Source organism: Asticcacaulis aquihabitans, assembly GCF_032490435.1.
Lineage (GTDB): Bacteria > Pseudomonadota > Alphaproteobacteria > Caulobacterales > Caulobacteraceae > Asticcacaulis.
Genome location: NZ_JAVGWM010000001.1, coordinates 837103 through 850316, shown reverse-complemented (window position 1 = coordinate 850316; position 13214 = coordinate 837103). Strand labels below are relative to the sequence as shown.

Sequence of the window (13214 nt, the reverse complement as noted above, 5' to 3'; positions counted from 1 at the left end):
TATCGGCCTTCCCTAGGACCGGTCTCGCCCTTTACGAAACATTGCCGCTGGGCTGCCGATACAGCCTCAGTGGCAGTTGAGGGATCGTGAAGCCATAAGCGCCTTATCGGGCTTACCAGGCTGTAATTGTGCCGCGAGAGCGTCAGACTGGTGGAAATGCGCCAGGATAGCCCAGGCAATATCCGCGTCCGCGTAGTGTTCGCCGACATTCCCCGGTTCATATGTGCTCTTAAGAAATCTGACCACCTCCGGCACCAAGGGCGCTGCGTCGTCACCCATTCGACAGGCGGCCCTTAGGGCTGATAGACGCCCGTAGCCTTCAAAAGACCGGTCCGTCCTTGCGGCGGGTAGCGGTGTAATTAGATTTCTAAGGATTGGCAGACTTTCTGCCGATGGCAACAGATTTAGGTGCTCGACGATGCTTGCATGACTACGAATGTGCTGTTGATTACCAACTAACTGGCGGTAGAGAGGTAGTTGCGTCCTTATGGCATTGTCATCCAACGCGGCTATTCCGTCAGCAACGTGATCAAGCTTGATGCCGCCTGCATTGTACAACTCTCTGTGCTCGTCACCTCTTTCCGAAATCATCTTGCGCTCTTCAGAATCGCTCAACTTATCCGCTTCAGGAGACGATGCGTTCAAAACCGTAAGAAGGGGACGAACCAGCACAGGCCCAGCCTGAGGGTTGTTTTTGATAATGTCTTCCAAGCCCCGTAATTGAATGGTGACGCGGCGATCGGCGATCAGCCGTGCGATTAATTGCGCGTCACTGCGTCCGAGGGTATTGGGTCCTTTGGCCTTGAGCGCTACCAGATACTCTCTGACGACGTTCCAGTTCGGACTCATGAAATCAAGATCGCGATTGTCCAGAGCATTTTTCACCGCTTCTCTGTAATCGACCTGGGCGGGGGGCACGTCTGACAATTTTAGGCCGATATCGCTACGGACGTGATCCACCAGCCTGACGGGTTCGCTAACCGATGAAACGAAAAAGGTTGCGCTGTCAAAGCTCTCGCTAGGCGCCAGTACGGGAAGGTAAGAGTACTCAGATATTGTGTGCCGGTAAATCACGGGGCGTCCCATTGAAGCGGCGCCATAGACAGTTAGCTGATTTGAAGAAAAACGCGTATCACGCATCGGTGATTTTTTATCGTCTATGCTTTTGTTTTCAGAACTGAACAGAAAAATGGCACTGCTGGCATCCAATTTGACGGGTGTTTCTATCAAGCATAGACCCGCAGCGATATTCTTGTCGGCGGCCTCGTCAGCATTCGCGCCGGTGTTTTCACTCCCACTGTAAAAGCTTCTCAAAGTATCGGTGTGCGCTGTGCCCGGGCAAGATTTGCGCTTTTCTATATGGTAGGCGCGCGCCCAAACGAGGTATCGCTGGGCAGCGTTAGGATCAGGTCGCCAAATTAGCGGCCGGTCCGCGTCGGTCACACCCGCTAAAAATTTGTCTATATATTCGCAAGCGGCGTCTTGCTCACTTTCTTCGGGTGTAAAATTGAGCTCTTTGATCTTGCCGGCGCGAAGGTTTCGTCTGGCTTCCACCAAAGGGGCGCAGTCCAGCGGCGGCGCGGGGACTGCAAAACCTGAAATGACCGTCTTGGCTTCGTTGGAGTAAAGCAGGCGCAGGCAATAGCCACCGCAGGCGGGCAGGCGCACGCGATTCCGGCCTGTCCCGTCGATGTCAATCTCCAGAAACGCCGGAAGGCTAAGGTCGACCTTGCCCTGTAAAAGCATATCTTTGGCAGAAGCCTCACGCGCCATGTTTTGCAGCTCAGACCTTCGCGGATTATCAAGAGGACTGGAGCACGCGGTCATACCGATGATAATCGATGACACAGCAATTAGCTGGATAAAGCGGTGAAATATGGCCATAGGTTCTACTACAGCGCGAAATTTAATATTCGGTTGAGTGCCAGCGTTTGGCTGCATCCTAACAGCCAGGCTGAAAGTGACGCACCCAGAAGACTTGCTTCAGCAAGTCAATAAATCGCGATTCTGGACGAAGTTTAACTGCCTCGGCAAGTAGTACACCCTGTAACGCAGAACAGGCGTACGGTCACTTAGCCGTATATTAAGCTTTGCTCGCGTCGGCGGCGGGTATCTGATGCTGGTTTAAAAGCAATTGTCTAAGACTCGCGGTAGACGGGGTCGCGATGTCGTGAATGCGCCACTGGTGATTTACATCGATCAGATCGTAGGTGAAGGTTCTCGGTTTGCGACCTTCGACATCAAACTGTGGATCGGTTTCAGTTACAACTACGATTGCTCGTGCGTGGGCGTGGTCCGCTGTCAGTACAGTTACCTGCGCTGACAGTCGGCCATAATCTTGGCAATCGCAGACGGGGTCGCTATCAAGTGCGCCAACCTCAGGACCAGTGCCGTCGATTTTCATCAAATCCACCAGGTCGGGATCGAACCATTTGGACGCTTGGTCACCAAGCGGGGAGAAATCTTGATCCTTACCATTGTAGTGGGCATATAGACTGTCCAGGAAGGCCGCGGCCCCAGGTTTGTAGCCATCAGGCGGCGGCAGTGTAACCGAATATGAGACGGGCTTCTCAAAAGGCCACGTTATTGCGGCGGCGACTCCTAACAGGATCACGCTCCCGGCGATCACTGGGATATAACGCTTCATCCGATACATCCGTTTCTCCCGCCTTGAGAGTAGCCGCTCGGCCATATCCTCTAAGCCCCGACCTGATCATGTCCAAGTCATAATAGGACTGCTTTGGGCGCACAAGAGGAGCTGGCTCCCCCCCCCCCCCAGGGTTGAAAGCGTGATGCCGGTAACGTAAAGCAAGTTTGGACCTGATACGCGCTATAAACCGCGCCGGTCCTGGAAACACTGGGGGCTGGCAATGAAGTGGGGGCAAACTTTTTTCGGTTTGGTCGTCGCGTTTGGTCTGACGGGGTGCATGCCTGCTGTCACGAAGCGGCCTAACTGTCGGCTATTGGCTGATCAGGTGTGTGTCATAGCCGGATCGGATCAATTTCAACGGGTCGATATATCTGCGAAAGAGACGATCGATGTCGAAGCAGGGCAAGCGACATTCACGTTTTACAAGCAGGCCGTCGATAGCGAAGCTGCCCTCTCATTCAGAACCCATCTGGGAACTGTCACGCGGGCGCAGTTCGGGGCCTCGTGGTCGTGTGCGGAGACGACTAAGTCTGAATCGTTCTGTAAGAGTGTAACCAACCCGTCGCAGGTTGCATTCTTGCAATTTCTGACTTGGGATATGGAATGCCGCGCGGTGTTTAAGGTCACGTATGTGGACATTGAAAAAAATCGTTGGGGTGCCGAAATTCCAAGTGTCTTGCGCCCAGAAGATTTGCCTCAGCAAGTCAATAAATCGCGGTTCTGGACGAAGTTTCACTGCCTCGGCAAAGAGCACACCCTGTAACGCCAACCAGGCTACGGTCACTTATCCCCGTCTTCGTCCTCACTTTGGGCAGTGAGCACGTCCTGATAACCGTGCTCAATCAGCCAGGTCTCGACCTTGGCCCAGTGATTGTTTTTGATGTTGAAGCGCAGGGCGCGCGCCGCCAATTTCGCGCGCGGGTCGGCGCCGTGCGCCAACAAAAGCAGCGACACATCTTCGTCGAACGATTTAGCAAGGGGTGACCAACCATCCGTATCAACCGCATTGACGTCGGCGCCGTTATCGATCAGCAACACCGCCAGATCGATGTCTAATCCCACGCTGTGTAAAAGCGTTGAGCCGTCGGCGGCTGCCGCGCCTGCGTCATATCCAAGGCCGATGAGCTTTTTTGCCGCAGCGACACAGTCCTTAAGGTAGCCATTACCGCCGCCCAACAGTCTGATGACGGAGACCTTTTTGTCTTCCTCCATATAATCGTCAGTATAGGTTGAATCGGGCGTGTAGGGTAAGATGAGGTCTATAGCCTCAACATTGCAGGATTCCACAGCGGCGTAGAATGACCGGTTGATCTTGTCCTGGTCGGGTTTGCCATCGGTCAAGAGCGCATTTTGGGCGATGAGATGCTTTGCGAGTTCTGTTCTGCCGCTACGCAAGGCGACCTCAATCAACGGATTGACGTCGTTGGCGCTATAGAGCGGCGCCCCTAATGCGATCAGTTCGAAAATCGTCTCTTCTTTGACGCGCGGGTTCTGCACCATCTGCAACAAAAGCCGTTCCGCCAATTCCGTGGTGAAATCATAGCCGTTGGCTTTCAACTGCGCCAAAGTGGCGTGGGTCGGCGACTGCCAGAAATCAATATTGGCCGCGGCCATGACATGCCAGAAAAATTCGCCAGCCTGAGAACTGAGGCCCGCCCCTTTGCCGTTTTGGTCGGTGAGGGATTTGGTCTGTCCTCCGATCGTTATATTCACACGATCATAGCTTAGCCGATCCCCGAATGTATTGATTGAGCGGTAGGTATCGCGCAGCGACCAGTAGTCGATCTCTTCGGCCTTCTTAATCAGGTCTTGTACGGCCTGTGCATCGACGTGATATGTTTGCGGGCCGAGGGGATCGTTCCGTTCTCGCGACATGTAGATCGCTGTCCCGTCGCCATGCAGTTCGACGTGATAGGGACTATAGGAGGCAAAATCGGGAACGGAGTCCTGAGTGATGGTGACGAGCGCAGGATCGCCGTCCGGCTTGGGGATGTGGCGCTGCGGGCGTTCGACTTCGTCAACAGACAATTGGCCGACTACCCGCACAGGCTTACCGTCAACACTGTAAGGCGTAATCTTCCAATCACCGAGCTGTTTCAGAAAATTCGACCTCACCGGGTTGATTGCCGGGCCTGTGGATTGGTAGGCCGGCTTAATCGACGCACATTCGACTTTCCCGTCTGTGCCAATGACAAAGGTCGTTTGAAAGCCATAGACGTTCAAACTGCCGTAGGGGTATTCTAAAACGGCAGCATCAAATGGCAGTGCCGTATCGTCGTCGATTTTAAAATCAACGCCACTGACGTAGGCCGCGCCCTTTAGATCGTCGTCGGAACATTGATGAGGGATAGATGCCGTCGCCGTAGCAGGTATAACGGCAATGCCGCAGAGTCCAAGCGCTGTTGAAATCAGGTGTCGAAAGCTATGCGCGACCATCGTGTCCCCCTATTCCTGAGGGAAGGCTACAGTTTGCGCCTGTACGGCGCAACCTGTTTGGTCGTTCGCTAGAGGCGCATAGATGTCGTCTGCTTTCGGGCATCTCACAGGATATGCGTTGAAATGTCCGCCTTAAGGCGCACAAGGTCGGGGCAGGGCAAGCGGTAAAGGCGGGCGGGGCGAGCGCGTGAAACTCGACATTTATAAGCGAGAGCGGTAAGTCGTTTCGCGTAGGGGTAAGATTGCGTCATGGAATACCAGCAAGGCTTGACGATTATTGGCAGCGTCTGCGTCGTCCTGCTTGTGCTGCTGGCGATTTTCTTTGCCACTGTTCCGTCGCCGCTGACACGCGCCAATCGCTTGTTCGCAGCCTTTTTGTTCCTTGCCGCTGTGGATGCGAGTGGGTGGACGTCCTGGGGGGACGCATCTGAATCCGCCATTGTCTCATCGCTTAGGCTAGGCCTCACCTTTCTCCAGATGCCTGTTCTGTGGCTCTATGTCACGGCGGCGGCTTTTTCCAGTTTCAGGCTGCGTCCAGGCTATCTGTGGCATGCGGCCCCTGCCGTCGTCGTTGCGGGCGTGCTGCTTCTTGCCGGTGCGTCAGCGGTGCCGGCCGTTCTGGTGGCACTACATGTCCAGTATTATATCTATATCGCGGCCGCTTTTCTTGTTCTTAGGCGGTTCAATACGATTTATCGGGACAATTTCTCCGACGCGTCCACCCGGACTTCGGTTTGGCTGGCTCACCTCTGCTGGGTCTCGCTGATCGCGCATAGCTTCGGCCTGATCAAAGGCGTCGCGGGTATGATGTCCGTTCCGTTCGCGCCGGTAATGACGGTCGGGGTCCCCCTGATCGCCCTTATCGTGACGATCTGGATCGCCGCCCAGGCGCTTTATCAGCCTGACCTGTTTCGGCGTGTCGACGCCAAGGTCGAGACGCCCCGCCAGGTCCGCGCGCCGTCTTCCGAGATGTCGGCCGATATTGACCGGCTTCTCGATCACATGCGACGCACGGCGCCCTTCACTGATCCCAATCTCAGTCTCAAAAAGCTGGCGCGGCAGATGTCCATGCCGGCGCGCGACCTGTCCGTGCTGATAAACAGCGGCTTGGGGCAGAGTTTTTTTGAGTTCATCAATGCCCATCGCATCGATCGGGCGGCGGAGCTCCTGAGCGACCCAACCCGCGCCGGTATGTCGATATTGGATGTCCTTTACGACGTCGGCTTCAATTCCAAGTCCTCGTTCAATACGGCGTTCAGGCGGCGTATCGGCCGTACGCCGTCCGAATATCGGCGGATGCAGGCGAAATAAGGTTCGACTTCGCGTATCCAGTCGAAATGGCTGCCGGATCGATCTAGCGAATGGGCTCTTGTTTGATTTCCGAAATACGGGGTGTCCTATGGTCTTTCGCGCGCTCGCCGTCTGTGGCGTTTTTCTGCTGTCCGCCGGTCTGGTTCAGGCTCAGGTGCCAGACGCCTGCGCCTCACCGAAAGAGGCGGTGCATGAAAAGGGCTTTGTCCAGATCGGCGGCATCCCCCAGTGGGTGACCATCAACGGCGACCATTGCGATAATCCGGTGGTCCTGCTGGTGCATGGCGGTCCGGGCAATCCAATGAGCCTATTCGCCGACCGCATGTATGGCGCTTTCGAAACAGACTACACGATGGTCCAGTGGGATCAGCGCGGCGCCGGCATGACCTATGGCAAGAACCGGCCGTCGGACGACACGCCGCTGACCTTTGAGCAGATCACCAAGGACGGGATAGAACTGACGGAATATCTCACGCGGCGGCTTGGCAAGCGTAAGGTCATCGTCATGGGTGGTTCCTGGAGCTCGATCATCGCCGTGCGAATGATCAAAGCCAGGCCGGACTTGTTCACCGCCTATCTCGGCTGGTCGCAAATCGTCAACTACCGCGACAACTCGACCGCCACCTATAATCTGCTGCTCGACAAGGCACGTGAGGCTGGCGATCTGGATAGCGCGGCCAGGCTGGAAGCGCTGGGTGCGCCGCCGTGGACCGATCCGCGCAATTTCGGCATCATGCGGCGCATCGACCGCAAATACGAAAACCAGGCGACCGATCCGGCGCCGAAAGATTGGTGGCAGCCGGCCCCGGAATATGCAACGCCTCAGGCCGAGGCGGATTATACCGCGGGCGAGGACTATTCCTACCTTCAGTTCGTCGGGTTGAAAGGCGACGGTATGTATTCGCGGGTCGATCTGCCGGCGCTGGGGACGCAATTCGACGTGCCGATCTTCCTGTTGCAGGGGGAGGCGGACTACCTGACCCTGCCTAAGATTTCGCGTGCCTACTTCGACACACTCCAAGCGCCGCAAAAGGCGTTCATTCTATTGCCGCGTACGGGGCATGATCCCAATCAGGTCATGCTGGATGCTCAGCGTGACGTACTGAACGAGAGGATACGGCCACTGGCCGAGTGATTTTCCGTCAACTCGGGTTGGCCCTCAGGGCGTGATGGTGACGATGACCCGTTTGTAGCGGGTAAGGGGCGGCGTGCCTTTGTCCGTTACCTTCAGGATGAAGTGCGCCGTCTTCGGTTCGGTGACCTTTGGCGCGACGACCCAGACGGCGTAGATATTGTCCGCGCTGGCGATCGGGATCGGGGTCTTCCAGTCGCCGATTTCCGGGTAGTGGAACCACTGATAGCTGAGGCTGTCTCCGTCCGGATCGCTGCTGCCCTTTGCGCTCAGGGCGAACCGCTCGCCGGACTTGACGGTGAGGTGGTCTGCATGACCCAGCCGGGCGACAGGGGGATGATTGGCTTCGGCATAGGGTTTGGTGGTCCAGTCCATGCGCGCGGCAAAGTCGTTCTGGAATTCCTTACGCCAGCGCCAGACCGTTATTCGGTAGCCGGTCGCTGTCTTCTCTGAGGCCTTGGTTGTGCGGCCAAACGGATTGGCCAGGGTCGGCGTGTAATCGTCCACGGCATTGGTCCAGATGGGCCGCGGCTCCTGTTCGATCGGCATGCCGCCGTTGAAGCCGGTCAGATCGGTATTGGCCCGGTCGGGCGTATACAGCCTATAGCGGCCGCCCCATCCGCCCCAATCCGGGTGTTCCGGCGCGTTCAGCCCGTTCGGAATGAGCGACAGGAAGGACGGCGTGTCGCCTTCCATGCCGTAGGCCACGTCCGGATACAGGGCGCCCAGCGGACCGTGGCCCTGCTGAATGTGTTCGGCCAGCCAGGCATTGCTGATCTCGCTATTGTCCTGGCCGGGTTCGACCCACATGATCCCGCTCCAGGTCGCGTTGCCGTAGCCGCCCGGGCTTACGATGTAAAACAGGTCCGGGAAGGTCTTTCGCATCCAGATGCCGGTGTCGTCCTGGTCGGAGATGGTATAGACGCGCAGTTTGGCGATCAGGCGCGCGGTTTCGGCCGGGCTGCGCGTCTGCTTTATCTTGTAGAGCGCCTGGGCCAGGACGTTGGCGCCGCCCCACACCGAGACATAGATCGGGCGGGGATCGGGATTGTCGAGCAAGGCGATAATGCGCGCGGAGCCGGCGGAATCCTTCCCGTCGCCAACCCCCGCCATGCCGTAAACCGGCAGGCCTTGCGTCACGCGCGCCGAGAGGGTTTTGGCGTCGGGAAAGCCCTTTTCATGCTTGAGCAGGTTGGGCTGAACCTTTCCGTAGGCAGCAATGATGGCCTGCATGGTTTCGGGTGCGACCCGCGTCTTCATGTGGACGGAGGTCGTAGCGATCAGGGCTTCGATATCGAGCTGGTTGGAATAGAGCAGGAGGCGCACCATCGACTCGCTGTCGTCCGGCTCGTTCTCGATGTCGCTGAGAATGATAACGCGGTGCCGGGCGTCGTCCGAGGACAGGCTGGGCGCCGGTGCCGCCAATGCCGGAAGGCAGGCCGCCTGAAGACTGGCCGCGCCGGCGAGCGCCAAGGTGACGGACAGTATGAGTGCTTTCATCGGATGTCCCCCAAGCTTTTTCGCCGGTCATGTGTATCATGGCGTTTCTATTCCTCGGACTATTGCAGGGATCGTTAGAACCGGCAATAGGGCCTGTCCGCCCCGGCCGCACAAGAGACGGCCGGCTCTCTCCAGGGTTGAAAGCGTGGTGCGGGTGAACTAGAACAGGTTCCGATCCGGGACCGCTTTTGTAACCCGTAACCGACTATTGATATTGACCCTGTGCAATCGAAATGACGCACGTTCTTGGTGGATCAAGACATGACTCCCATTGTTAAACAGATATTGCTCTACGCAATATTTCTTGGCTCGCTGTTCGCCTTCAAGCATCTGTCGATTGGCGATATGAACAATAATGTCATTGTCGTCGGTTTCGGTTGCATAGTTTTACCAGAGTTGATCAAGCCGCCTTTGAACGCCCTTGCGGCCGGTTTCAAGAAATAGCTCGGGTTGCGTAACGGCCCCGCTTTTCGCACGGGCTCGCCCATCTTGACCCCTTCGGCCGGTTAAGCGACAGTCTCGCCATGGAGGGGCCTATGTCACTGTTGTTTGCCCTAATCGCCACCGTAACCGTTGCCGCATCGCCCACGCCGACTCCGGAGGACGAAGCGGCCGCGGTTGCCTGGTTCAAAGTCAGCGGTCATGCCTTAAGCGGCGCCGACGCATCGGCCGAGGACCTGGCGCCGATTGCCGAACGGCTTTCGGCGGGACGTGTCATTGGGCTTGGCGAAGCGACGCACGGCGGCCACGAAGATCAACTGTTCAAGGCCAATTTGATAAAGCAGCTTGTGAGGGCGCAGGGCGTAACGGTCGTTGTCCTGGAAGCCAACCGCGACGCGGCGCGCGACTTCGACACCTATATCCGCACAGGGGTGGGGGACCCGATGACCCTCATGCGGTCTACCAGCTTTTTCCGCGCCGGCCGCGATGAGGAGTTCGCGGGCTTGCTGGTCTGGCTGCGGGCGTGGAACCAGGTTGCGACCCGCCCGGTTCGGATCATCGGCATCGATAATCAGGATGCCGCCCGCGATGCGGCCTTTGCGCTGGATTTTGTGCGCAAGCATGACGCACGCCTGGCGGATCGACTGGCGGCCCCGTTCGCGTCGCTGCTGCCTTCGCCAGGCCAGCCGTGGCCGCACGCCTTCACCTGGATTCAGGCGCACACCACGGCGGACATCGCGGCGGTTCAAACCGGCGCTCAAACCCTGAAAGAGGCCATCGCCGTCCGGCACGCGGAATGGAGCGGCGATCCCGCCTACGCCGAAGCCCTGTATGCGGCGGATATCGCCTGGCAGTGCCTTCACCAATTTGAACGCGAAGGCAAGGACAGCGCGACGGAATTCGTCACCGACGGTTATTTCGCGCGGCGCGATGTGTTCATGGCGCAAAATCTGATGGCGCGGCTGGACCCCGCCGACAAAGCGGTTATCTGGGCCCATGCGGGTCACGTCATGAACTGGCTGCCCGACAGCTATGTGAAATCCGGCTATTCGACACTCGGCCGCGAACTGAAAGGGCGTTTGGGCGATGCCTATACGGTTCTTGGCGCGACCTTCACGACCGGCCGCATCATGACGGTCGCCGAACGCAATGGCGAGCGTCCCAGTTCGGCTGCGCCGGAAAGCGTGGTGTCCGTTCCCAACGATGGCCCCCGGGACATCGGCCGGTTGTTGGCGGCCTTGCCCGGCGACGCGGCCTGGATCGACCTTACCCTCCGGCCGAAGACGCCGGCATTAAACCGGTGGGTGCTGTCCGATTATAATTACGGATGGGCCGGATGGGCCGTGAAGCCCGAAGACTGGCAAAAAGATGCCGCGCCTCCGGCCGATAAGGCGATGCCGTTCGACAAGGGGTTTGACGTCATGATCTGGTTCCGCCACATCACCCCGGCCAGGCGTCTGCCCGAGGCAAAATCGCTCGCGCAATAGTCTGTGACGCGCGCGTGTTGGGGGTGCGGGGCGACATTAGGCTGTGTCAGCGGGCACTCTCAAGGGTTGAAAGCGTGATGCAGGTGACGTACACCCAGCTTGGGTCTGGGAAACGCTCGGGGGGTATAATATCCGTAGATTGATTTTCGCGCTCGTGGTGGCGCTGGGGTGCGGGGCGGCGGGGCAGCTCTATGCCAGTGACGAAACCTTCCTTAAGCGCGCCGTATGGAGCGAGGACCGGGCCTGGCTATTGTCCGATAGCGGCCAGATGTTCAGCGTCGCCGAAAAGGACACCGCGCCGCGGTTTGAATATGCGGGGGCCAACGTCCTTGATATGTGCGTCGCCGACGGACAGGTGCGCGTGCTGGTTCAGAAAGAAGATTACCCCTATGACAGATGGCAACTGCGTCATCGCGAAGGCGGACAGTGGGTTGATGATACGGCCATACCGGTAGAGCAGCCTAAGCCGGGAGAGGCGGTGCCTCCGGAGCCAATGGCAATGGTATGCGATGGCGGTGGTGTCACCATCCTTACCCATGACCGGTTGCTCACCGTGACCGGCGGGAAGATCGCCGGCATCGGATTGGTGGGTAAGACCGGTTTTGGCATCGCGACCGTCCTGGCTACGCCTCATACGCTTTATGTCGGGTATAATAAGGGCGAATGGGGTGGCGGCTTGCAAAGCATTGACCGGGTAAGCGGCGCCGTAAAGCGAATAGAAAAAGACGGTGGCGGGGATAGCCTTTGTGTCGGCCCGCTAAATACGGACTGTGATCCGGTCAATGGATTGGTGCCGTCTCCATGGCATGCGGACTGCGTTGTCGCCTCTATCGGTCTGATCCACATGGCGCCGCATGGGCGTGTCGTCGAGGTGTGCGACGGCGACATCCGGCGGGTCTATTTTAAGAATGACGATGACGGTTTTGGCGGTAATAAGGACGCCTCGGTTCGTGATCCTTCCGGTGAAGGCTATTCAACGGTGGCCTTCTATGGACTGGCCGTCGATGGCAAGGACGTGCTGGCCATCGGCATGGACGGGCTCTATCATGTGCAGGGTGACGGAACGGCCGTCGTGGAGCCGCTTCCGAAATTCACCAAAATCGCGCCGTTTTGGCTGAATTTCGATCGGCAAGGCATGGTGTTGGTTATGACGTCGATCAATAGGCGCGCGGCCGTGGGTGGGGCGACGCCGATGCTTATTTCGCGTCCCCATTAACAGTGAGCCTCTTACGTACCTATGTCTTCTGAACCGAATGGAAAGCGACCCGCCAATCCGATATGGCTGATCGTCAAAGGCGTCGCCCTGACGGTGACCGGCTTCCTGGCCGCCTCCGGGATGACCTTTGTGTGCGTCATTCAAAACAGCCTTCACCCGCATCATCTCACCCTCAAATTGGCTCACGAACAGCCCGCGGTCTTTTATGCGGCCTTATTCGCCGTGATGTTCATTTGGTTGCTCATTGCGGCCAGATTTTCTTGGCGTAACCGAACCCGGCTCGGGCTGAGCCTGTCGGCGATTGCCTTTATCGTGTTCGCGATCGAGGCCGTCAACGTGCTGAAATTTGCCTATCCGGTCTGTAACGCGTTTTGAGGCGATTGCCGCCCGTGGCTGGCCTTGCCTGCGGCCGGACTTGAGCCGTTCCAGCACGCGGCGGCGGGGCGGGAAGGGCTTTGGAAACGGTGTATTAGACTAGCGGCGACGACGTGCCCATTTAAATATGTGGTCTAAACCAAAACTCCTATGAGGAAGCGTTATATCAGTCATACTTCTCGCCAGCTCTTCAAATTCATGATAAATGGTACTGTTCCCTAAACGTGCCCTCAGTGCATAAACAAATGGAGCCGCATGGAACCAATATTTAATAATTGCTGATCGTTCATTTCTTTCAATTAGAACGTAATCGATTATTTTTAGCTGGCATCCTATAGCTGTCAGTTCGTAATCATTTAAAACTAATCGAATAGATTCAATCTCTTCAGATGCTTCATGTGACGGGTCTGCCCATTTTGCTAGGCCATGAGGCTTTTTTGCTAATTCTATAAAACGCTTTCGCGCTTGGATCATATCTCGATCCGAATCTTTATTGGATATATGCTGAAAAGTCAGTTGTCGTCGCGTAATCGCCCACTGATTGAACACCCCCCATATGGCTATGAGTCCAGCTATTATAGCCGTAATAACCACGGCATCTACTTCCGATACCGGAATGTAGGAATGGACAGTATCATTTAATGAAGTGAGCACCCAACCTCCAAA

General features: G+C 57.1%; 12 protein-coding genes. 7 read left to right on the top strand and 5 right to left on the bottom strand.

Features of this window, described 5'->3' with window-relative positions; genetic code table 11:
• Positions 1-66: 66 nt before the first annotated feature.
• Positions 67-1884, bottom strand: coding sequence for a hypothetical protein (locus tag RCJ00_RS04085; protein WP_316220433.1), 1818 nt, complete (start codon positions 1882-1884; stop codon positions 67-69).
• A 199-nt stretch (positions 1885-2083) separates the two neighbouring features.
• On the bottom strand, positions 2084-2647 hold the full coding sequence (locus tag RCJ00_RS04080) for a DUF3828 domain-containing protein (protein WP_316220431.1): 564 nt from the start codon (positions 2645-2647) through the stop codon (positions 2084-2086).
• A gap of 223 nt (positions 2648-2870) precedes the next feature.
• Between RCJ00_RS04080 and RCJ00_RS04075 the strand changes: the two genes are divergently transcribed.
• Positions 2871-3413 carry a hypothetical protein gene (locus RCJ00_RS04075; RefSeq protein ID WP_316220430.1) on the top strand — a complete coding sequence of 181 codons (543 nt, stop codon included), beginning with the start codon at positions 2871-2873 and terminating at the stop codon, positions 3411-3413.
• A 17-nt stretch (positions 3414-3430) separates the two neighbouring features.
• On the opposite strand, the gene RCJ00_RS04070 is transcribed toward RCJ00_RS04075, so the two are convergent.
• Complete coding sequence (locus tag RCJ00_RS04070) at positions 3431-5086, bottom strand: DUF6438 domain-containing protein (RefSeq protein ID WP_316220428.1); 1656 nt, start codon at positions 5084-5086, stop codon at positions 3431-3433.
• Positions 5087-5335: 249 nt separating this feature from the next.
• On the opposite strand from RCJ00_RS04070, the gene RCJ00_RS04065 reads away from it, so the two are divergent.
• Together RCJ00_RS04065 and RCJ00_RS04060 are read left to right on the top strand one after the other, a co-directional pair.
• Complete coding sequence (locus tag RCJ00_RS04065) at positions 5336-6397, top strand: AraC family transcriptional regulator (RefSeq protein WP_316220426.1); 1062 nt, start codon at positions 5336-5338, stop codon at positions 6395-6397.
• 88 nt (positions 6398-6485) lie between these two features.
• Entirely contained in the window at positions 6486-7532 is a 1047-nt protein-coding gene (locus tag RCJ00_RS04060) for an alpha/beta fold hydrolase (RefSeq protein ID WP_316220425.1), read from the top strand.
• Positions 7533-7556: 24 nt separating this feature from the next.
• On the opposite strand, the gene RCJ00_RS04055 is transcribed toward RCJ00_RS04060, so the two are convergent.
• A complete protein-coding gene (locus RCJ00_RS04055) occupies positions 7557-9029 on the bottom strand; it encodes a DUF1593 domain-containing protein (protein ID WP_316220424.1) in 1473 nt (490 codons plus the stop codon).
• 261 nt (positions 9030-9290) lie between these two features.
• On the opposite strand from RCJ00_RS04055, the gene RCJ00_RS04050 reads away from it, so the two are divergent.
• The 4 genes from RCJ00_RS04050 to RCJ00_RS04035 all read left to right on the top strand — a co-directional run bounded on the left by RCJ00_RS04050 (position 9291) and on the right by RCJ00_RS04035 (position 12548).
• Entirely contained in the window at positions 9291-9473 is a 183-nt protein-coding gene (locus tag RCJ00_RS04050; protein ID WP_316220423.1) for a hypothetical protein, read from the top strand.
• A gap of 92 nt (positions 9474-9565) precedes the next feature.
• The gene (locus tag RCJ00_RS04045; protein WP_316220422.1) at positions 9566-10957 is read left to right on the top strand and encodes an erythromycin esterase family protein; all 1392 of its coding nucleotides are present in this window, start codon (positions 9566-9568) and stop codon (positions 10955-10957) included.
• Between the two features lie 139 nt (positions 10958-11096).
• Positions 11097-12173 carry a hypothetical protein gene (locus tag RCJ00_RS04040; protein WP_316220421.1) on the top strand — a complete coding sequence of 359 codons (1077 nt, stop codon included), beginning with the start codon at positions 11097-11099 and terminating at the stop codon, positions 12171-12173.
• Between the two features lie 21 nt (positions 12174-12194).
• Entirely contained in the window at positions 12195-12548 is a 354-nt protein-coding gene (locus RCJ00_RS04035; protein WP_316220420.1) for a hypothetical protein, read from the top strand.
• Between the two features lie 99 nt (positions 12549-12647).
• On the opposite strand, the gene RCJ00_RS04030 is transcribed toward RCJ00_RS04035, so the two are convergent.
• Entirely contained in the window at positions 12648-13202 is a 555-nt protein-coding gene (locus RCJ00_RS04030) for a DUF4760 domain-containing protein (protein ID WP_316220419.1), read from the bottom strand.
• Between the last annotated feature and the right edge of the window lie 12 nt (positions 13203-13214).